The organism is Streptomyces sp. NPDC090088, from assembly GCF_044747345.1.
GTDB lineage: Bacteria > Actinomycetota > Actinomycetes > Streptomycetales > Streptomycetaceae > Streptomyces.
The window spans coordinates 581,040-601,952 of the sequence record NZ_JBIVDZ010000005.1; the positions used below are offsets into that span (position 1 = coordinate 581,040).

The 20,913-nt window shown below is 71.8% G+C and carries 17 protein-coding genes; 10 read left to right on the plus strand and 7 right to left on the minus strand.

From position 1 onward, the window contains the following. Nucleotides 1-73 precede the first annotated feature (73 nt). A complete protein-coding gene (locus ACIPSJ_RS26425) occupies nucleotides 74-2,533 on the plus strand; it encodes a beta-glucosidase (protein WP_401349564.1) in 2,460 nt (819 codons plus the stop codon). A 206-nt stretch (nucleotides 2,534-2,739) separates the two neighbouring features. Here ACIPSJ_RS26425 and ACIPSJ_RS26430 read toward each other — a convergent pair whose 3' ends face one another. Next, nucleotides 2,740-3,399, minus strand: a complete 660-nt coding sequence (locus ACIPSJ_RS26430) for a 3-oxoacid CoA-transferase subunit B (protein ID WP_401349565.1) — start codon at nucleotides 3,397-3,399, stop codon at nucleotides 2,740-2,742. Nucleotides 3,400-3,401: 2 nt separating this feature from the next. Further along, nucleotides 3,402-4,220, minus strand: coding sequence for a CoA transferase subunit A (locus ACIPSJ_RS26435; protein ID WP_401349567.1), 819 nt, complete (start codon nucleotides 4,218-4,220; stop codon nucleotides 3,402-3,404). Nucleotides 4,221-4,520: 300 nt separating this feature from the next. Here ACIPSJ_RS26435 and ACIPSJ_RS26440 point away from each other — a divergent pair, with 300 nt between their 5' ends. The 6 genes from ACIPSJ_RS26440 to ACIPSJ_RS26465 are packed head-to-tail and all read left to right on the plus strand — an operon-like array spanning nucleotide 4,521 to nucleotide 10,352. Further along, entirely contained in the window at nucleotides 4,521-5,753 is a 1,233-nt protein-coding gene (locus tag ACIPSJ_RS26440; RefSeq protein ID WP_401349568.1) for a substrate-binding domain-containing protein, read from the plus strand. Between the two features lie 4 nt (nucleotides 5,754-5,757). After that, nucleotides 5,758-6,570 carry an ABC transporter ATP-binding protein gene (locus ACIPSJ_RS26445; protein ID WP_401349571.1) on the plus strand — a complete coding sequence of 271 codons (813 nt, stop codon included), beginning with the start codon at nucleotides 5,758-5,760 and terminating at the stop codon, nucleotides 6,568-6,570. After that, nucleotides 6,567-7,370 (plus strand): ABC transporter ATP-binding protein, encoded by an 804-nt coding sequence (locus ACIPSJ_RS26450; RefSeq protein ID WP_401349574.1) that lies wholly within the window; start codon nucleotides 6,567-6,569, stop codon nucleotides 7,368-7,370. The genes ACIPSJ_RS26445 and ACIPSJ_RS26450 overlap by 4 nt, the downstream gene beginning before the upstream one ends. After that, nucleotides 7,370-8,257, plus strand: a complete 888-nt coding sequence (locus ACIPSJ_RS26455; protein ID WP_401349577.1) for a branched-chain amino acid ABC transporter permease — start codon at nucleotides 7,370-7,372, stop codon at nucleotides 8,255-8,257. Before ACIPSJ_RS26450 ends, ACIPSJ_RS26455 begins: the two co-directional genes overlap by 1 nt. Then, complete coding sequence (locus ACIPSJ_RS26460) at nucleotides 8,254-9,387, plus strand: branched-chain amino acid ABC transporter permease (protein ID WP_401349580.1); 1,134 nt, start codon at nucleotides 8,254-8,256, stop codon at nucleotides 9,385-9,387. The genes ACIPSJ_RS26455 and ACIPSJ_RS26460 overlap by 4 nt, the downstream gene beginning before the upstream one ends. Further along, the gene (locus tag ACIPSJ_RS26465; RefSeq protein ID WP_401349583.1) at nucleotides 9,384-10,352 is read left to right on the plus strand and encodes an alpha/beta fold hydrolase; all 969 of its coding nucleotides are present in this window, start codon (nucleotides 9,384-9,386) and stop codon (nucleotides 10,350-10,352) included. The genes ACIPSJ_RS26460 and ACIPSJ_RS26465 overlap by 4 nt, the downstream gene beginning before the upstream one ends. Before the next feature lie 34 nt (nucleotides 10,353-10,386). On the opposite strand, the gene ACIPSJ_RS26470 is transcribed toward ACIPSJ_RS26465, so the two are convergent. From ACIPSJ_RS26470 to ACIPSJ_RS26480, 3 genes are all read right to left on the minus strand, one after another. Beyond that, nucleotides 10,387-12,339, minus strand: coding sequence for a helix-turn-helix domain-containing protein (locus tag ACIPSJ_RS26470; protein WP_401349586.1), 1,953 nt, complete (start codon nucleotides 12,337-12,339; stop codon nucleotides 10,387-10,389). Nucleotides 12,340-12,471: 132 nt separating this feature from the next. Further along, nucleotides 12,472-13,869, minus strand: coding sequence for an MFS transporter (locus ACIPSJ_RS26475; protein ID WP_401349589.1), 1,398 nt, complete (start codon nucleotides 13,867-13,869; stop codon nucleotides 12,472-12,474). A gap of 176 nt (nucleotides 13,870-14,045) precedes the next feature. Beyond that, the gene (locus ACIPSJ_RS26480) at nucleotides 14,046-14,873 is read right to left on the minus strand and encodes a 3-hydroxybutyrate dehydrogenase (protein ID WP_401349592.1); all 828 of its coding nucleotides are present in this window, start codon (nucleotides 14,871-14,873) and stop codon (nucleotides 14,046-14,048) included. A gap of 375 nt (nucleotides 14,874-15,248) precedes the next feature. Here ACIPSJ_RS26480 and ACIPSJ_RS26485 point away from each other — a divergent pair, with 375 nt between their 5' ends. Next, nucleotides 15,249-16,709, plus strand: coding sequence for a PHB depolymerase family esterase (locus ACIPSJ_RS26485; RefSeq protein WP_401349594.1), 1,461 nt, complete (start codon nucleotides 15,249-15,251; stop codon nucleotides 16,707-16,709). A 370-nt stretch (nucleotides 16,710-17,079) separates the two neighbouring features. Here ACIPSJ_RS26485 and ACIPSJ_RS26490 read toward each other — a convergent pair whose 3' ends face one another. After that, the gene (locus ACIPSJ_RS26490) at nucleotides 17,080-17,763 is read right to left on the minus strand and encodes an ABC transporter ATP-binding protein (protein ID WP_359226890.1); all 684 of its coding nucleotides are present in this window, start codon (nucleotides 17,761-17,763) and stop codon (nucleotides 17,080-17,082) included. Next, nucleotides 17,760-18,848, minus strand: a complete 1,089-nt coding sequence (locus tag ACIPSJ_RS26495; RefSeq protein ID WP_359226888.1) for an ABC transporter permease — start codon at nucleotides 18,846-18,848, stop codon at nucleotides 17,760-17,762. The genes ACIPSJ_RS26490 and ACIPSJ_RS26495 overlap by 4 nt, the downstream gene beginning before the upstream one ends. 173 nt (nucleotides 18,849-19,021) lie before the next feature. On the opposite strand from ACIPSJ_RS26495, the gene ACIPSJ_RS26500 reads away from it, so the two are divergent. Both ACIPSJ_RS26500 and ACIPSJ_RS26505 read left to right on the plus strand, forming a co-directional pair. After that, the gene (locus ACIPSJ_RS26500) at nucleotides 19,022-20,230 is read left to right on the plus strand and encodes a sensor histidine kinase (protein ID WP_401349597.1); all 1,209 of its coding nucleotides are present in this window, start codon (nucleotides 19,022-19,024) and stop codon (nucleotides 20,228-20,230) included. After that, nucleotides 20,227-20,862 carry a response regulator gene (locus ACIPSJ_RS26505; RefSeq protein ID WP_401349599.1) on the plus strand — a complete coding sequence of 212 codons (636 nt, stop codon included), beginning with the start codon at nucleotides 20,227-20,229 and terminating at the stop codon, nucleotides 20,860-20,862. The genes ACIPSJ_RS26500 and ACIPSJ_RS26505 overlap by 4 nt, the downstream gene beginning before the upstream one ends. Nucleotides 20,863-20,913: the final 51 nt, after the last annotated feature.

Here is a 20,913-nt window from a genome sequence, read left to right on the forward strand (position 1 = left end):
CGCCCCCATTCCACTCGCGCACGGGCCACCCCGCCATACCCACCTTCACTGCTCTGTACGGAATGACCACTCGATGAACACGGCCAACGACTTTCCCCGAGGAGAAGTCGCAGTGACACACGCACCCAGCGCCACGGAAGCGGCTGTCGAGACGGCTCTCGCCCGGCTCGACCTGGACACGAAGGCCCGGCTCCTGGCCGGGCAGGACCGGTGGTCGCTGCCGCCCGTTCCCGAGATCGGGCTGAGGTCCCTGGTCATGTCGGACGGCCCGATCGGGGTGCGGGGGGTGCGCTGGAGCGCGGACAGCCCCTCCATCGCACTGCCTTCGCCGACCGCCCTCGCCGCCACCTGGGACCCCGGACTGGCCCACCGTGCCGGCGTGCTGCTCGCGCAGGAGGCCCGCCGCAAGGGCGTCCACGTCCTGCTCGCCCCCACGGTCAACCTGCACCGCTCCCCGCTCGGCGGGCGGCACTTCGAGTGTTACAGCGAGGACCCCTACCTCACCGGAGCGATCGGCTCCGGCTATGTGAACGGTGTGCAGTCCGGCGGAGTCGGCACCACCGTCAAGCACTTCGTGGCCAACGACGCCGAGACCGACCGTTTCACGGTCGACAACCTCATCTCCGCCCGCGCCCTGCGCGAGCTGTACCTCGCCCCCTTCGAGGCGATCGTCGAGAACGCCCACCCGTGGGGCATCATGACCGCCTACAACTCGGTCAACGGCACGACGATGAGCGAGCACCACTACCTGGTCAACGAGGTCCTGCGCGGGGAATGGGGCTTCGACGGCTTCAACGTCTCCGACTGGACGGCGGCCCGCTCGACCGTCGACGCCATCAACGGCGGCCTCGACGTGGCCATGCCCGGACCACGCACCGTCTACGGCGAAGCCCTCTCCCAGGCGGTCAGGGACGGCACGATCGCCGAGGCCACCGTCGACGAGGCCGTACGCAACGTCCTGCGGCTGGCCGTCCGCGTCGGCGCCCTGGAGGGTGCCGAGCCGGCCGTCACGGAGCTGCCCGAGACCGTCGACGGCGTCGAACTGGCACGGGAGATCGCCCGGCGCTCCTTCGTCCTCGTCAAGAACGACGACACCCTTCCCGTGAAGCCGGGCGGCACGGTGGCGCTGATCGGTGCCGCCGCCCGCGACGCCCGCGTCCTCGGAGGCGGCTCCGCCACCGTCTTCCCGGATCGGACCGTCGCCCCTCTCGACGGCCTCACCGAAGCACTCCCCGAAGGCACCCTGAGCTACGCGGTCGGAGCCGACCCGAACACCGAACTGACCACCGCCGACAAGGGATTCACCCTCCGGGCCGTCTGCCGCGACGCCGCCGGCACCGTCCTTGCCACCACCGGCATCCCCAACGGCCAGATCCACTGGTCGTTCGCGGACCTCCCCGACGGCGTCTCGTTCGACACCCTCCACACGGTCGAACTGACCGGAACATTCACGCCGCGCAACACCGGCCCACACACCTTCGGTATCAAGGGCAAGGGCGCCTTCAGTCTCTCCGTCGACGGATACACCCACTACGACGGAGTCCAGGCACCCGACGAGGACGACCCCTTCGAGGGCTTCTTCGCTGCCCCCGCCCCCCGCGCCCAGGTGGAGCTCACCGCCCAGGAGCCCGTCGAGGTCAGCCTCACCCACCTCATCGCGCTCGGCGACTACCTCCGGGAAGACATCACGATCAGCCTCGCGCACCAGGAGCCACAGCGTGACCCCGACGCACTGATCGCGGAGGCGGTCGCGGCGGCCCGCGCCGCCGACACGGCCGTCGTCGTGGTCGCCACCACCGACCGCGTCGAGTCGGAAGGCTTCGACCGCGCCGACCTGCGGCTGCCCGGCCGCCAGGACGACCTGGTCCGCGCCGTCGCCGCCGTCAACCCGCACACCGTCGTCGTGGTGAACTCCGGTTCCCCGGTGGACCTGCCCTGGCGCGACGAGGTCGCCGCCGTGCTCCTGAGCTGGTTCCCGGGCCAGGAAGGCGGCGCCGCCCTCGCCGATGTCCTCACCGGCACTCACGAGCCCGGCGGTCGCCTCCCGACCACCTGGGGCTCCCTCGCCGACGCGCCGGTCACCCAGGTCGCCCCCGAGAACGGCGAACTGCCCTACAGCGAAGGCGTGTTCATCGGCTACCGCGCCTGGGGCAAGGCCGCCCGCGTCCCTTCGTACCCGTTCGGTCACGGTCTCGGGTACACCGACTGGACCTACAAGTCCGTCGAGATGTACCGCAACGTCGCCAAGGTGCGCGTGCACAACAGCGGTTCCCGGCCGGGCCGGGAAGTCGTGCAGGTCTACCTGTCCCCGGCGGAGCGCGAGAACGACCGCCCGGTGCGGTGGCTCGCCGGTTTCGCCGCTGTGGAGGCAGGGCCGGGCGAGACCGCCGAAGCCGTCATCGAGATTCCCCGCCGGGCATTCGAGGTGTGGGACGAAACCGCAGGATCTTGGACATTCATCAAGGGTTCGTACAATATCCAGGTCGGCCGTTCGGTCGCCGACCGCAGGATCAACGTCGCGATCGACGTCTGAACCCAGCGATACTCCCGCGAGTCCCGGCTCGGTCCCTGACACCCGGACCGGGGCTCGCGGGTCTCCTGGAAGCGGAGCCGCAGGACATGGCCGCGCACTCCGGCCAGGACTTCGGGCCCGCGCGGCGGCGGAGGCTTGTGCGTCGCCCGCAGGCCACCTGGCCGTCCATGGGGTGTCGGCCGGCGCGCCACAGCCCCCACGAAGAATCAGCCGGACACGAGCGGTGACAGGTCCTCCTCGACGACGAGCCGGGCGCCGGTCGCGGCCACGACCTCTCCGACGGTGACACCGGGGGCGGTTTCGACCAGCCGCAGCCCTTCCGGGGTGACATCGATGACGGCCAGGTCGGTGATGATCCGGTCCACCACACGGCGCCCCGTGGCGGGAAGACCCAGCTCCTCGACGATCTTCGGGCTGCCGTCCCTGGCGACGTGCTCCATCACGACCAGCAGCCGGCGGGCGCCGTGGACCAGGTCCATCGCGCCGCCCATGCCCTTGACCATCTTGCCCGGGATCATCCAGTTGGCCAGGTCCCCCTGGGCCGACACCTGCATGGCGCCGAGCACGGAGACGTCGATCCGGCCGGCCCGGATCATGCCGAAGGAGAGGTCCGAATCGAAGTAGGCGGTGCCGGCGACGGTGGTCACCGTCTCCTTCCCGGCGTTGATCAGATCAGGGTGCTCCTCGCCGTCGTACGGGTAGGGGCCCACACCCAGAATGCCGTTCTCCGAGTGCAGCACCACATGCACGCCGTCCGGCAGGTGGTTGGGGATCAGGGTGGGCAGCCCGATGCCCAGGTTGACGTACTGGCCGTCGCGCAGTTCCCGGGCGGCGCGGGCGGCCAGCTGGTCGCGGTCGAGCGGCATGGTCATTTCTCCTCGGAGTCGGTGCGCGAGACGGCTGTTTCGGTGCCGGTGCCGGTGCCGGTGCCGGTCCGCGCCGGACGTACGGTGCGGCGTTCGATGCGTTTGTCCAGCGACGCGTCGACGGCGACCACACGGTCCACGTACACGCCCGGCAGGTGGACGGTGTCCGGCGGCAGTTCACCGGCCTCGACGATGCGTTCGGCCTCCACGACGGTCACCCGCCCCGCCATCGCGCACAGCGGGTTGAAGTTGCGCGCCGCCGCGTGGAAGACGCAGTTGCCGTGCCGGTCGGCGACCGCGGCCCGCACCAGGGCGAAGTCGGCGGTGATCGCCTCCTCCAGCAGATAGCGGCGGCCACCGAACTCCCGTGTCTCCTTGGGCGGGGAGGCCAGCGCGACACCACCGTCGGAGGTGTGGCGCCAGGGCAGGCCGCCCTCCTCGACCTGGGTGCCCACTCCCGCCGGGGTGTAGAACGCGGGGATGCCGGTACCGCCGGCCCGCAGCCGCTCGGCGAGAGTTCCCTGCGGTGTCAGCTCCACCTCCAACTCTCCGGCCAGATACCGGCGGGCGAACTCCTTGTTCTCGCCCACGTAGGAAGAGGTCATCCGGGCGATCCGGCCGGCCCGCAGCAGCAGACCCAGCCCCCAGTCGTCCACACCGCAGTTGTTGGACACGACCCGCAGGCCGGACACGCTCGTCTCGGCCAGCGCGGCGATCAGCGTCGACGGGATGCCGCACAGGCCGAACCCGCCGACCGCGAGTGTCGCATCGCCGGGGATGTCCGCCACTGCCTGCGCGGCCGCGGCCATCACTTTGTCCATGCCGTTTCCTCTCCCACACCGAGGTCCGTTCCGTGTACCGGCCCGGTCTGCCCACGACGTCGCGATCAGCACCGGGTGTTCCTCACCCTCGCCTGACCGGAAGTCTCGGGCCATGTGTGCCGGGGCTATGACGGGACCTCGAAGAGCGGTGGTCGGCAACATGCCGCCCGGCGTGCGGCGCTCCTAGGGTTCCGGCCACTACGCACCGCGCTCCCGTCGTCACGAACCCGGTCGCCGTCGATGACGAGGCCGGCGGCACGAGGCGGCGGGCGGGCGCCACACTGTCAGGAGCCGACCAACATGCGTTGCAGCCTCACGGACACCCTCAGAAGCAGATCTGCTCGCGCGCTCACCCTGTTCACGGTCGGAGCCCTCGTCGCGGGCTGCTCCTCGGCCGGCACGGCCGGCACCGCGTCGGGCTCCGGCGGCAAGACCGCTCCCGTGCGGGTGGGGCTGGTCTACTCCCGCAGCGGACTGCTCTCGGCCTACGGCAAGCAGTACGAGGAGGGCTTCAAGGCGGGCCTCGCCTACGCCACCCACGGGACGAACAAGGCCGGCGGCCACCCGATCGAGGTCACCGAGGAGGACGACGCGGGCGACCCGGCGAAGGCCGTCGCCGCGGCCAAGACCCTCGTCGGCAAGGGCTACAAGATCCTCGCCGGTACCACCGACTCCGGTGTGGCGCTGCAGATGGCGCCGCTGGCCGCGCAGAACGAGGTGCTGTACGTCAGCGGTCCCGCCGCCACCGACGCGGTCACCGGTGTCAACGCCTACACCTTCCGCTCGGGCCGGCAGTCGTACCAGGACATCCTCGCCGCCGGAACCCTGCTCGGCGACGCCGAGGGCAAGAAGGTCACCGTGCTCGCGCAGAACTCCGCGTTCGGACAGGCCAACGTGGCCGCGGTCAAGGCGGTCCTCGGCAAGAAGGGCGCGAAGGTCGGCTCCGTGCTGGCCCCGCCGAGCGCCACCGACCTCACGCCCTTCGCCCGCCAGACCCGGGCCGGCAAGCCGGACCTGGTGTTCGTCGCCTGGGCGGGGGCCACCGCCCCCGCCCTGTGGACCGCCCTGAACCAGCAGGGGGTGCTGGACGCGAGCAAGGTGGTCACCGGACTCGCGGGCACCGCCTCGTACCCGGTGTTCGGCGCCGCGGGTGCAAAGGTCTCCTTCCTCGCCCACTACTTCCCGGGCGCCGGCGGCGACAACACCGTGGAAAAGGCCATGCTCGACGGCATCACCAAGGCGGGCGGCACCCCTGACCTGTTCAGCCCGGACGGCTTCACCGCCGCCCAGATGATCGTGCACGCGATCGAGTCCGGCAGCGCCACCGATACCAAGGCCATGGCCGATGCACTGGAGGGCTGGAGCTTCGACGGGCCCAAGGGCAAGGAGCAGATCCGCGCGAAGGACCACGCCCTGCTGCAGCCGATGTTCACGGCCCGTCTCAAGGGCAGCGGCAGCGCCGCCCGGCCCCAGCTGATCGACAGCATCCCGATGACAGTGGTCGCGCCGCCGACTGCGGGAACGGCGGGCTGAGCGGATGTCCTCGTCGAACACGACGTCACCGGGCGCCGCAGGGGCTCCGGACGACCGGGAAGCCCGTCCTCTTCCGGCTCCGGTGCTCCGGCTGCGCGACATCGGCTGGACGGTCGGTGGCGCGACCATCGTCGACTCCGTCTCCTTCGACGTCCGCGAAGGCGAGTTCCTCGCCTTCATCGGCCCCAACGGCGCGGGCAAGACCTCCTTGTTCAACCTGGTCAGCGGGCTCAGTCCGGTCTCCCGGGGCACGATCGAACTGGACGGCCGCGACATCACCACGGAAGCCGCCCACGCCCGGGCCCGGCGCGGCCTCGGGCGCACCTTCCAGACGTCCAGCCTGTGGCCGGGCATGACGGTCGCCGACCATCTGGCGCTCGCCACCCAGGCCGCCGACGGCGGTTCGTACCGGGTCTGGCGCCGTGCCGACACCTACCCGGAACCGGTCGAGCGGGTGCTGGCGCGCACGCATCTCGCGCACCGTGCCGACACCTGCGCCGACGCCCTGTCGCACGGCGAGAAACGCAAGCTCGAACTCGCCGTGCTGCTGGTCGGCGAGCCCCGGCTGATGCTGCTGGACGAGCCGATGGCGGGCGTGAGCGCCGAAGAGGTGCCCGCGCTGACCGAGCTCATCCGGTCGTTGCACAAGGAGGAGGGGCGCACCGTGCTCATGGTCGAGCACCACATGGACGTGCTGCTGGACCTGGCCGACCGGCTGGCCGTCATGCATCACGGCACGCTGCTGGCGCTGGACACTCCGCAGGCCGTGATGGCGGACGCCACCGTGCAACAGGCCTACCTGGGGGAGGAGCTGTGACGTCCGCCTTGGCGCCCCTGCTGACCGTGCGCGATCTGCGGGTCGTGATCGGGGGCAGACACATCCTGCACGGCGTCGACCTGGAGGTGGCCGCCTCGGGCACCACCGCCCTGCTGGGCCGCAACGGAGCCGGCAAGACGACCACCGTACGCGGCGTCCTCGGCCTGGTTCCGCGCACCGGCAGCGTGCTGCTGGCCGGGGAGGAGACTGTGCGCCTGGACACCCACGTCCTGGTGCGCCGGGGTATCGGCTACGCCCCCGAGGACCGTGGCGTCTTCGCCGCCCTCAGCGTGGCCGAGAACCTGCGCCTCGCCGAGCGGCCCGGGGCCGGTGAACCGGCCTACGACATGGTCTACGAGCTGTTCCCGGAGCTGAGACGACGCGCCGGGCAGGCCGCCGGCACCCTGTCCGGCGGCCAGCAGCAGATGGTCGCCATCGCCCGGACCCTGCTCAACGGCAACAGGCTGATCATCGCCGACGAACCCACCAAGGGCCTCGCGCCCAAGGTGGTCACCGAGGTCGCCCGGTTGCTGGAGCGCGCCGCCGAGGCGGTGCCGGTGCTGCTCGTGGAACAGAACCTCGCCGTGGTGCGCCGCCTCGCCCGCCACTGCGTCGTCCTCGCCGACGGCCGCACCGCGCACCAGGGCCCCGCCGCCGACCTGCTCGCCGACGCCGAGGCGGCCCGCCGGCTGCTCGGCGTCGGCAGTGCCGGCCACGGCGGCACCGTGACGGCGCCCGCTCGTCCGCCCGTTCAGACCGCGGCGCACCCCGCCGCCCGGCCTCCGGAGACCGACGCCTGATGTCCACCGTCGTACTGCTCACTTTCACCGGACTCGGCCTGGGCGCCCTCTACTTCCTGGTCGCCTCCGGACTGTCGCTGATCTTCGGGCTGATGGACGTGCTCAACTTCGCCCATGGTGCCCTGCTGTCCGTGGGCGCCTACGGCACCTGGTGGGCCGCCTCCGGCCATCTGCCCGGTGCCGGCCCCGGCGGTGCCGGCTTCGTACTCTCCGTCGTCTTCGGCACCGCGGTGGGCACCGTCGCCGCCGTACTGATCGAACTCGCCGTGATCCGCCCGCTCTACAGCCGCCCCCGTGAGCAGATCCTCGCCACGGTGGGCGTGGGGCTGGCCGTGCCGGCCCTGCTGTCCGCCATCTGGGGGTCCGACGCCCGGCCCTTCCCCGGGCCGAAGGCCCTGTCCGGCACCTTCGGGCTGCTGGGCGCCGAAGTGCCGCTCAACCGCCCGGTGCTGATCGGTGCGGCCCTGGCGGTGCTGACCGCGCTCAAGCTGTTCCTCGGCCGCACCCGGCACGGGCTGGTCGTCCGTGCAGGGGTCGAGGACCGGGCGATGGTCACCGCTCTCGGCATCGACGTGCGCAGGGCCTTCACACTGGTCTTCGCCCTCGGCGGCGCGGCAGCCGCCCTCGGCGGGGCCGTCGGCGGCCTCTACTTCGGCTCCGTGGACCCCGAACAGGGCACCTCGCTGCTCATCTTCGCCTTCGTGGTCGTCGTGGCGGGCGGTATGGGTTCACTCACCGGCGCCGCGCTGGCCTCGGTGGCCGTGGGCCTCGTCCAGCAGTTCGCCAACTACTACACCACCGCCGGACTCGGCGACCTCGCCGTCGTCGTCCTGCTCGCCGCCCTGCTGCTCGTCCGGCCGCAGGGGCTCACCGGGAGGCTCGCATGACCACCGCCACCCAGCCCCGCGGCCGAGCCCGCGCGGCGGACCGCACCACCGCCACCCGCTCCGAGCGGCTGCGGCGGGCCGCCCGCTGGTGGCCCGCCCTGCTGCTGGTCGTGCTCCTCACCGCGCCGTACAGCGCGCTCCCCCTGCCGGGCTTGCTGGACGGCCCGATCGGCAGCCCGGGCAACCTCCAACTGCTCGCCCTCTGCCTGGTGTTCGGCGCCTTGGCCACCGGCTACGACCTGCTGCTCGGCCGTACCGGACTGCTGTCCTTCGGGCACGCGCTCTACTTCGCAGCGGGCACCTACGTCACCGACATCGTGCTGCTCGAAGCGGGCCTGCCGTTCGCCGTGTCCGCGCTGCTGGGCCTGCTCGCGGGGGTGCTGCTGTCCGCGCTGCTGGGCGCCGTCAGCCTGAGGGTCAGCGGCATCGGGTTCTCCATGGTGACCCTGGCCTTCGCACAGGCCGCGTCGATCCTCGTGCAGCGTGACCCCGGAGGCGTCACCGGCGGTGAGGAAGGCAGGGCCGCTCCCGTCGGCGGGCTGCCCGCCTCGCTGGTGGGCATCGAGCACACCGCCAACCTGTACTGGATCGCCCTGGCCTACCTCGTCGTGGTGCTGGTCGTCGTGCGGTGGACGGTCCGCTCGCCCATCGGCCGGGTCTGGGAGGGCATCAAGGAGAACGAACGCCGGGTGGAGGTGCTCGGCCTGCGCCCGTACGGTTTCAAACTGGCCGCCTTCGTCCTGGCCAGCACCCTGGCCGCGCTCGGCGGCGTCGTGTACCTGCTGCTGACCGGCGGTGCCACCCCGCAGGCGACCACCTCCGACTTCACCCTGTCCCTGCTGGTGATGGTGGTGCTGGGCGGTTCGGGCACCCGATGGGGTCCCATGGTCGGCGGCATCCTCTACACCTGGGCCGACCAACGCCTCGGAGACCTGGCCGGCTCGGGTGCGGTCGCTTCTCTGCCCACTGCGGTACGGGTGCCGCTCTCGCAGCCGCTGTTCCTGCTCGGCGCTCTGTTCGTCGCGGTGATATACCTGCTTCCCGGAGGCGTGGCGCGGCTGCCGGCCCGGCTGCGCGCCGCCCGTACGTCCCGCGCCGCCGTCGCCCGCGAGGAGGTCCTCCCGTCATGAGCCGGACTCCGCGCGACAGCGCCCCGGCCCGTCAGGACGCGGGCGCACCGGGGCACGAGGAGCTTCAGGTGCCGGTGCCCGGCGGGAGACTGGCCGTGTCGCGCTGGCCCGCCGACGACCCGGACGCGCCCGTCGTGCTCGCGCTGCACGGCATCACCGCCAACGGCCTGAGCTGGGCACGCGTCGCCCACCACCTGGCCGGACGGGTCACCCTGGTGGCACCGGACCTGCGCGGCCGGGGCCGCAGCGGGCGGCTGCCCGGCCCGTACGGCATCGCCGCCCACGCCGACGACATGGCCGCCGTCGTGGACACGCTGAGTCCGGGGAAGGTGGTGCTGACCGGCCACTCCATGGGGGCCTTCACCGCGGCCCTGACCGCGGTGCGCCACCCGCACCTGCCGACAGCCCTGCTGCTGGTGGACGGAGGCGTGGGCTTCCCCGTGCCGGCCGGCCTGGATCCCGACGCGCTGATCACCTCGGTGATCGGCCCGGCCATGCGGCGGCTGACGATGACCTTCCCGGACCGGGACGCCTACCGCGCGTTCTGGCGGCAGCATCCTGCCTTCGCCGGCTCCTGGACGCCCTGGGTGGACGCCTACATCCAGCGTGATCTCGTGGGGGAGGAGCCCGGACTGCGCTCCTCCTGCAGTCTGGAGGCGGTCCGCACCGACGGCGTGGACCAACTCGGTGCGGAGGTCTCGGGCGCGGTGCACCGGCTGCCCCTCCAGGCCGTGCTGCTGTGGGCGGAACGCGGCCTGATGGACGAGCCGCAGGGTCTCTACGACGAACGGCGGCTCGCCTCCGCCGGCCTCGACCCCCGCCTGGTGCGCACGCGGCTCGTGGCCGGCACCAACCACTACACGATCCTCATCGGCGACGAGGGCGCCCGGGTGGTGGCATCGCACCTGCTGGCCGCGGCCGGCCTTCCGGGAGCCGACGCGCCGGGCGCCGGACCGGCACGGTGAACGCGGGCCGTTCTCCTACCGGCCCGCTCGGATGTCAGACGGTCGACAGCAGGTGCAGACGCAGGGCGAGCTGGAGTTCCAGGGCCTTCCCTGGAGTGTTCCAGTCGTCGCCGAGCAGGGCCTGGATGCGGTCCAGGCGCTGCACGACGGTGTTCACATGCACGTGCAGCTCCTCCTTCGCCCGGGTCAGGCTCCCGCCGCAGTCGAAGTAGGCGCGCAGCGTGCGGACCAGTTGGGTGCCGCGCTGGGCGTCGTATTCCAGCAGCGGCCCCAGCGTGGTGGTGACGAAACCGTCCGCATCGTGGTTGTCACCCAACAGCACGCCGAGAAAGCCGAGTTCGGCGACGCTCGCGCCGTGCCCGGTGCGGCCGAGCACCTGCAGGGCACGCAGGCAGCGCAAGGCCTCCGCGTGCGCGTCGGCGATGGCCCGCGGCCCGGCGGCCGGCCCGGCGCCCGCCACCGTGACCGGTGCGCCGGCCAGCTGGCCGAGCTGCCCGGCCGCACCGCGGGCCGCCTCCCCCGGCCGCGTACCGTCGTACGGGAGCAGCACCACCACGGCACCCCCGTGTTCCGCGGTGACGCCTCCGCACCCGAACAGGTACTGCACGGCGGCGTCGGCGAGCCGCCCCCGGGCCGTGTCCGCGGTCCGGGCGACGAGCAGGGTGTGGGGCCGGTCGAGGTCGAAGCCGAGGCGGCGGCCGCGGGCCACCAGCCCGGCCGGGTCGCGGTCGGGCGTGGTGAGCAGATCGGTGATCAGGTCGCCGCGTACGCGGTTCTCGGTCTCCGCGACCGAACGCCTCAGCAGGAGCAGCAACGAGGTCACGACGCTGCTCCGCTCGAACAGTCGCCGGTCGGGGCCGTCGAGATCCGGCCGCCCGTACAGGACCAGACAGCCCAGCAATTCCTGCCCGGCCAGCACCGCGCAGACCCAGCGCCCGTCACGGAACACCGCGTGGGCGGCCGCGCGTGAGTTCTGCGCCGCCGAGACAAGCGCCGCCGCCTCCGCTGCCCCGCCGCTGTCCTCCGAGGCCCTGACGGCCGCTCCGCCGTGCTCGCCGACCGTGGCGAGCGGCCACCCGGAGCCGTCGTGGACCGCGACGTCCCCCTTCAGCAGAGCGGCCACCGCAGCGGCCACGTCCGGGACGTCGCCCCCGCGCAACACCAGGTCGGTGAGCCGGTCGTGCGATTCCTCGGCCCGCTGCATGGCGGCGGAGTGCTCCTGGATCACGGCGTTGGCCTCGGCCAGTTCGGCGAGCGCGGTCCGTGCGTCGGCCATGGCCTTGGCGGTGTCGATGGCGATCGCGGCGTGATCGGCCAGCGAGCACAGCAGAGCCACCTCGTCCGGGGCGAAGGTACGGGGTGTGCGGTCCGCGGCGAACAGCGCCCCGATGACCTGGCCGCCGCTTCCCGGCCCCAGCAACAGCGGCACGCCGAGGATCGCGACCAGGCCCTCGTCCAGCACACCGGCGTCGATGCTGCCGGTGTGCCGGAAGCGGTCGTCGGTGCGGTAGTCCGGGGAGGCGTAGGGGCGTGCGGTCTGCGCGACCAGACCACCGAGGCCCTCACCCAGCTGCAGGCGCAGGTTCTGGAACAGCTCCGACACCGAACCGTCGGTGACCCGCATGTAGGTGTCCCCGGCCTCCTCGTCGGGCAGCGTGAGGTAGGCCGTGTCGGTGCCCAGAAGCATCCTGGCCCGCCGGACGATGGAGCGCAGCACGGCGTCGAGGTCGCGCAGGGCCGCCAGGTCGCCGGCGGTGTCGAAGAGCGCGGTCAGCTCCGCCTCCCGGCGCCGGTGCTGCCTGAGCGCGGTCTGGACGCGCAGCGCCGCTTCGGTGGCCTGCTCGACCTCCGCGAGGTCCTGGCCGGCGGCACCACCGCGCCTGGCGTCGACGGCGACGGCACCGAGGTCCTCGGCAGGGGCCCCCGCGGCGAGGAGTTCGAGCAGTCTGCGCAGGTGACGGGTGACGGGGATGGGCTTGTGCGACATGGGCGGGCAACCGTTGCGAAGTCGGTGGGCAGGGGAAACTGCGCAAGGCAGAGGAGACGACGGCAGGGGAGGGCCGGGGCCTTCCCGCTCGGGAAGACTCCGCCCCTTCGACCTGCCGACGGTAGCGGACCGTCAGGCGGACGCGGTCCTCTGCTGCTCCGGGGCTGGCCGTGCCGCGGAGCCGTCGGGCTCGATGGCGGAAAGGTCCCTGCCGCGCGTCTCACGGGCGGCGACGACGGCGATCACGGTGATCAGGGCGGCCAGACCGACGTACACCGAGATCGGGGTGGAGCTGCCGTAGGAGCTGAGCAGCGCGGTGGCGATCAGCGGGGCCGGTGCACCGGCCGCCACCGAGGAGAGCTGGGCACCGATGGAGGCGCCGGTGTAGCGCATCCGGGTGGCGAACAGTTCGGAGAAGAACGCCGCCTGGGGCGCGTACATGGCGCTGTGGAAGATCAGGCCGACGGTGACGGCCAGCACCAGCGCGGGGAACGACTTGGTGTCCAGCAGAGCGAAGAAGGCCCACGACCACAGGCCCACGCCGACCGCGCCCACCAGATACACCGGCTTGCGCCCGACCCGGTCGGAGAGTGCGCCGAACAGCGGGATCAGGCAGAACTGCACCGCCGAGCCGATCAGCACCGCGTTCAGCGCCGTCTGCTTGTCGATCCCGAGGTGCTCGACGCAGTAGGTGAGGACGAAAGCGGTGATCACGTAGTACGAGATGTTCTCGGCCATCCGCGCGCCCATCGCGACCAGGATGTCCCGCCAGTGGTGGCGCACGACCGCGACGAACGGCAGCTGCTCGGCACGCTGCTCCGCCTTGCGCCGCTCCGCCTTGGCCAGTGCCTCCTTGAACAGTGGGGACTCGTCGACGGACAGCCGGATCCACAGACCGATCATGACCAGCACGGCGGAGAGCAGGAACGGCACCCGCCAGCCCCAGGAGTCGAACGCGTCGTCGCTGAGCACGGTGGTCATCAGGGACAGCACTCCGACGGCGATCAGGTTTCCGGCCGGTGCTCCGCCCTGCGGCCAGGACGCCCAGAAGCCGCGTCGCCTCGCGTCACCGTGTTCGGACACCAGCAGCACCGCCCCGCCCCACTCGCCGCCGAGGGCGAAGCCCTGGATCAGACGCAGGGTGGTGAGCAGCACAGGGGCCGCGACGCCGATCGTGTCGTAGCCGGGGACACAGCCGATCAGGGCGGTGGACAGGCCCATCATCAGCAGGCTGATCACCAGGAGCTTCTTGCGCCCGAGGCGATCGCCGTAGTGGCCGAACACCACGGCGCCGATCGGGCGGGCGGCGAAGCCGATGGCGTAGGTGAGGAAGGACAGCAGGGTGCCGGTCAGCGGGTCCGACTCGGGGAAGAACACCCGGCCGAAGACCAGGGCGGCGGCCGAACCGTAGAGGAAGTAGTCGTACCACTCGATGGTCGTGCCGATCAGGCTGGCGGCCACGATCTTGCGTAGACGGCGCGGCTTTCCTGAGGTATTCGGGTCGTTCACGGCGTTGTGAGCGCTGGACATGATTGTCACCGTTTCGGAGTGGGAGGGGAGCGGAGACCGCCGGACCCGTCCGGCGGTGGGGGACGAAGGGACGGGGTCCGGGGTTCGGTGCGGTGGTTCAGGGGAGGCGGCCGGTGCGGTCCCGGCCGGCCGGGACCGCACCGGCCGTGCGATGACCGAGGCCGCCCGGCGTTCGGTCAGCGGGCCGTCCAGCCGCCGTCCAGCGGAATCGAGGTGCCGGCGATGTAGCCGCTGCGTTCGGTGCACAGCCACAGCGCCGCCTCCGCGACCTCGGCCGGCTCGATCAGGCGCTTGATCGCGGTGCGTTCCAGGAACACCTGGTCCATCACGTCCGCGGCCGGGATGCCATGGGCGAGTGCCTGAGTGGTGATCTGTTCCTCGACCAGGGGCGTGCGGACATAGCCGGGGTTGATGCAGTTGCTGGTCACACCGTGCGCGGCGCCTTCCAGGGCGACCACCTTGCTCAGGCCTTCCAGCGCGTGCTTCGCGGCAACGTACGCTGATTTGTAGGCACTTGCCCGCAGGCCGTGCACCGAGGAGATGTTGACGACCCTGCCCCACGCCTGCGCGTACATATGGGGCAGGGTGCGGCGCAGGATGCGGAACGGCGCCTCCACCATGACTCGCTGGATCAGCGCGAAGCGCTCCGGGGGAAATTCGTGTACGGGCGCGATGTGTTGCAGGCCCGCGTTGTTGACCACGATGTCGGCGTCGTCCGGCAACGCGTCCACGGAGCCGGCGTCGGACAGGTCGGCCACGACGGCGATCCCGCCGATCGCCTCGGCCACCTCCTTGGCCGCACCGGCGGTTCGGTCCACCACGTAGACGTCGGCGCCGGCGGCGGCGAAGCCCTCGGCGCAGGCCCGGCCGATCCCGCTGGCCGCACCGGTGACGAGAGCCTTGCGGCCGGTGAGAAATCGAGTCGCGGCCAGACCGGGCGCGGTCGTGTCACCGGGCCTGGAACGCTGGGGCGAGCCCTCGCCGGAGCTCTTGGTGCTGTCCATGGCCGAACACGGTAAGGAGGAACCGTGAGGAGAGGCACATGGGTGGCCTACATACTTTGGAGCCATCAGATGGGTTCCACCACCATGTGCCGGCGGTCCGTCCGGCGCCCTGGTGGGGCCTACCTGCCCGGAATACCTGATATGCGCAGATGTGCAGGATCGCGCGGCCTGTCACATGGCACAGCGTCACCGCCGACACCATGTGTGCACGAACCACGCCGGGTGCCCTGGTCCTGGCTGTCTCTCCCATGTCGTGGGTGGGGCGGCCGGTCGTACGGTCCGCATTCAGCGAGCCACCACCACATCGGGCCGTGTGCGGCCGGGACGCCGCGCAGGCTTGCCCTCTCCCTCCCTCTCCCTCATTGGAGTCGCGCCATGCCCCACTCCACCTTGCGTAGATTCTTCCGGCGCACCGCACTGGCCCTCGTACTGGGCGCCGTCGCCGCGGGCCTGACCACCGTCAGCCCCCTCGCGACGAGCGCGGCGGCCGCCGGCACCCTCCAGCAGGTCACCGGCTTCGGCTCGAACCCCGGCAACCTGACGATGTACGAATACGCCCCGTCCGGCCTCTCGTCCGGCGCACCGCTGGTCGTGGCGCTGCACGGCTGCACCCAGTCGGCGAGCGACTACCACTCCCACTCCGGCTGGCAGAAGTTCGCGGACGAGTGGGGTTTCGCCGTCGTCTACCCGCAGACCAGCTCCGCCAACAACAGCCTGTCCTGCTTCAGCTGGTTCGACTCGACCAAGGACACCCGGGGCAAGGGCGAGGCGGCCTCGATCAAGCAGATGGTCGACACCGCCGTGGCACAGTACGGCTCGGACACCAGCCGCATCTACGTCACCGGCCTGTCCGCCGGCGGCGGCATGGCCGCGGACCTGCTTGCCGACTACCCCGACGTGTTCGCCGGCGGCTCCGTCGACTCCGGGCTCCCCGCGCAGTGCGCCACCACGCAGACCGACGCCTCCGGCTGCCAGTACAGCAACCAAGGCCTCACGGCGGCACAGTGGGGCGACAAGGTCCGCAACTCCTACGCGGGCTACTCGGGCCCATGGCCGCGGGTCGCCATCTGGCAGGGGTCCTCCGACACCACCGTCGCTCCGGTCAACGGCACCGAGCTGCGCGACCAGTGGACCGACGTGTGGGGCATCGGCCAGACGGCCTCCAGCACCCAGAGCCTGTCCGGAGGCACCACCGAGAGCATCTACGACGACAGCACCGGTGCGCCCGCCGTCGCCCTGTTCTCGGTCTCCGGCATGACGCACGGCCTCGCCGTGAGCCCCGGTTCCGGCACGGACCAGTGCGGAACCACCGGCACCTATTACCTCGACTACATCTGCTCCAGCTACTACACCGCGAAGTTCTGGGGCCTGGACGGCAGCGGGACCGGAACCGGTTCCCCGTCCGCCCCGTCCGGCCTCACGGTGACCGGCACCACCGACACCGGCGCCACGCTGTCCTGGAACTCCGTCAGCGACGCCGCCTCGTACAACGTCTACCGAAACGGAACAAAGGCCGGCTCCACGACGGGCACCACCTACTCCGACACCGGCCTGACCGCCGCGACCACCTACACCTACACCGTCGCCGCGGTCGACTCCTCCGGCGCCGTCGGCGCGACATCCGCGTCCGTCACGGCGACGACGACCGGCTTCGGGGCCACGTGCTACACCGACAACAACTACAACCAGGTGCGGGCCGGGCGCGCCTACCAGAGCGGCGGCTACACCTACGCCGACGGCTCCGCCCAGAACATGGGCCTGTACAACGTCGCCGTCACCCACACGCTGAAGGAGACCTCCTCGGGGTACTTCGTCATCGCCGACTCCGGCTGCTGAACCGGCGAGAGCCACCACGCCTGCGCCGCCCAGGACCGGCGCAGGCGACGTCGACGGTGACTCGCCACCTTCCGGCAGAGCCGAGGCAGTCGTTCACATGCCTCGCCGCGCCTTCGGGACAGCCGAGTCCGTTTCGGCGCCCAGGACGTGCGACGGACCGGGCCCGGACGGACTCTCCGCGATCGCCGTGGCGGGAGTCCTCACGCTGCGGCCCTCCCGGTGCGTCGCGCAGGAGGTCGAGGATGTCTTCGGCCGTCGCCGGTACCGCACATGTTCCCCGCCTGCCGATGCCGATGCGCGCCGCCGGGATCGTGGCACCGGAGAGTGCGGGTAAGCACAGTTGGCGCAGGGCGGTGTCCCGCTCCCAAGGTCAGTGGGCGGCCGCGAGGAGTGTGAGCTTTCCGTCGTGGACTTCGGCGATCCGGTCGGCGGCGGTGAGGTGGGTGCGGTCGTGGGTGACCAGGACGGTGGCGGTGGCCTGCTGGTGGGTGAGGCGGGTGATCAGGTCGATGACGGCGGCGCCGCGTTCGTGGTCCAGCGCGCTGGTGGGTTCGTCGACCAGGAGGACGGTGGGGTCGTTCATCAGCGCGCGGGCGATGTTGACGCGTTGGCGCTGGCCGCCGGAGAGCTGCTGAGGGCGGCGCCGGGCCTGGTCGGCCAGGCCGACGGAGTCGAGGAGTTCGAGGGCGCGGGTGCGGGCCTCGGCCGGACTGCGGCCGTCGATCCGGGCCATGACCTGGAGCTGTTCGGCGGCGGTGAGCGAGGGGAGGAGGTTGGGCTGCTGGAAGACGATGCCGATGCTGTGGCGGCGCAGCTCGGCCAGTTCACGGCGGGTCATCCCGGTGGTGGAGGTGCCGTCGACGGTGACGCTGCCGACGTCGGGGGTGACGAGGGTGGCGGCTACGGCCAGGAGGCTGGACTTGCCGGAGCCGGAGGGGCCGACGACCACGGTCAGGCTGCCTTTGGGGACCTCCAGCGTGACCTGGTCGAGGGCGGTGAGACGGGTGGGGCCGTCAGGGTAGGTGAGGGTGATGTCGGTCAGGCCGAGGCTCATCGGGCGCTCCCCAGGGCGGTCAGCGGGTCGACGGAGGTGATGCGTCGGATGGACAGGCCGGCCCCGAGGGCGCCGAGGAGGATCATCACGACGGCCGGGAGCAGGACAGCGGCGGGGGTGAGGAGGAAGGGCACGGCCGAGCCGGATGCGAGGGCTCCCAGGGCGGCGGCGCTGCCCGTGCCGAGGAGGGTGCCGCCGGTGAGCAGGACCATCGCCTGACCGAGGGCGTCCTTGAGAAGGCCGGCGGTGGAGGCGCCGAGCGCCTTGAGGACGGCGACGTCACCGCTGCGCTGGATGGTCCACACAGTGAAGAAGGCGCCGATGACGAGCGCGGAGATGGCGAACAGGAGGCCGCGCATCAGTTGCAGGGAGCCGTTCTCCGAGGTGTAGGAGCCGATGGCGGACAGCGACGCGTCGATGGTGACGGTCTTGGTGCCGGCCTGCTTGTCCGTGTCCGCCACCTCTGCTGCGGAGGTGGTCTTCAGCGCGATGACGGTGGCGGTCGGGTCGTCACCTGCGCCGGTGGGCGGCGCGATCTTCCGCCAGGTGGCCAGGCTGGTCCAGACGACCGGGGTGTGGCTGAAGTAGGCATCGCCCTTGACGGCGACCGCCTTCAGCCGCTGCCCGGCCAGGATGAGGAAGTCGCCTGTCTGTACACCGAGGTCGTCGGCCACCCCGGTGGACAGCACCACCGCTCCGTTGCCGATCCTGCCGCCGTCGGGGGCGATACGGGAGCCGGGGCGGACGCCGAAGGCGGAGACCCCGGTGCTCCTGCCGGAGGCAGCGGCCCTGGTCGTGATGATCCCCAGCGGTTCGGCGCTCTCCACACCGGGTGCCTTGGACCACTGCCGCCACTGTCGATCGGTGACGATGGAGTCGGAGTACGACAGCTTCCCTCCGCCGCCGGGAGCCTGGAAGGCGATCCTGTCGGCGGGCAGTGCCGTGATGGCGGAGACGTTCTGCTGTCCCAGTCCGGCCGTCAGTCCGGACAGCAGCCCCACCAGCAGGGTGATCAGGACGATGACGGTTCCCATCAGGGCGAAGCGCCCTTTGGCGAACCTGAGGTCTCTCCAGGCGACGAACACACTCTTGCCCTGCCCTTTCCAACGGCGGAACCGGTACGACGCCACCGTCGCCGCTGACTTGCCGTGTGCGCGACTGACGCAGGACGGCACTTCGCTGGCCGAAGGACGGCACTCGGGTTCCAACTTTCGATGCAGGCGGCGGGACTCCCGCCTTCCGTAACCTGGGAAGCACTGTGAACACCGCTGCGCATCCGCTGACCCCGACCACCCGTGCCCTGGCCTGGTGCCTGCACCTCCTGATCCTCGGCCTCCTCGCCCTCGCCGCCGGCCGGGCCCTGGCGGAAGGCCAGGCTCACGCTGCTGTGACCGTCGCCGTGGCCGCGGCCTGCGCCGGGGCGTCCACGGCCGGGCCGCTCCTGCCGCGCGTCCGCCGGTCCCGGCAGTCCGCGGCGGGCTGGCTCGGCATCGTCGGCGCCTGCTGGCTCATCCTGCTTTCCTTGTCCGCCGACGCGGTCTGGGTGGCCTTCCCGCTGTACTTCCTGCAGCTTCATCTGCTGCCCCGCCGCGCCGGGGTGGCCGCCGTGGCCGCGACCACAGTCGCGGCTGTCGCCGGGTTCGCCGCCCACCAGCGTTCCTTCAGCCCGGCCATGGCGATCGGCCCCACCCTCGGCGCCTCCGTCGCGGTCGCGGTGGTGTGGGGGTACCAGGCCCTGTACAGGGAGAGCGAACAGCGCCGACGCCTGATCGAGGAACTCACCGCCACCCGCGCCGACCTGGCCGCCGCCCAGCACACCGCGGGGGTGCTCGCCGAACGGGAACGTCTGGCCCGCGAGATCCACGACACGCTCGCCCAGGGACTGTCCAGCATCCAGCTGCTGCTGCGGGCCGCCGAACGTGCCCTGCCAGGTCAGGCCGACACGGCTGCTCGCCATGTGGAGGCGGCTCGCCAGGCCGCCATGGACAACCTCGCCGAAGCCCGTCGTTTCGTGGCCGCCCTCACCCCACCCGCGCTGGAAGGCACCACCCTGGCCGGCGCGCTGGAGCGTCTGTGCATCACCATCAGCGCCCGTCATCCCCTCACCGCGCGCTTCCACCAGGCCGGTGACCCGGCACCGCTGCCGACGGCGCACGAGGTCGCCCTGCTGCGCATCGCTCAGTCCGCCCTCTCCAACACGGTCCGCCACGCCGACGCCACCACCGTCGAGGTCACCCTCGGCGACCTCGGCGACCACATAGCCCTCGGCGTCGTCGACGACGGGCACGGCTTCGCCGCCGACCACTCGCACGGCCCCGACAGCGGCGGCTTCGGCCTGGCCGCCATGCGCGCCCGAATGCACTCCCTCGGCGGCAACCTCACCGTCGAGTCCGCCCCCGGCCACGGCACCGCCCTGGTCGCCCGGCTCCCCCGCACTCCGCGCACCGAGCCTGAGGCCCGCCCGTGACCGAGGTCCCCATCCGTCTCCTCCTGGCCGACGACCATCCCGTGGTGCGGGCGGGACTGCGCGCCGTGTTGGAAACCGAACCCGGCCTGGTCGTCGTGGCCGAGGCCGCCACCGCGGAGGAGGCCATCGTCCGCGCCGCCGAGGGCGGCATCGATGTCGTCCTCATGGACCTGCAGTTCGGCAAGGGAATGGGCGGCGCCGAAGCCACCGCCCGGATCACCGCCCGCCCCGGCGCCCCCCGCGTGCTGGTCGTCACCACGTACGACTCCGACGCCGACACCCTGCCCGCGATCGAGGCCGGCGCTACCGGCTACCTCCTCAAAGACGCCCCGCCGGAGGACCTGGCTGCCGCCGTACGCGCCGCCGCCGCCGGGCGTACCGCCCTCGCCCCCTCGGTCGCCGAACGGCTCATGAACCGACTGCGCAGACCCGGCACCGCCCTGACCCGACGCGAGACCGAGGTCCTCACCCTGGTGGCCGACGGCCTGTCCAACCAGGCCATCGCCCATCGCCTCCACCTCACCGAGGGAACCATCAAGTCGCACCTCGTCCGCATTTACACCAAACTCGACGTCGACTCACGCACCGCCGCCGTAGCCACCGCCACTCACCTCGGCCTCATCCGTCGCTGACCGGACACGCGGCTCCTGCCCCCTCACTCGGTCCCGGGTCGCCGAGTCGTC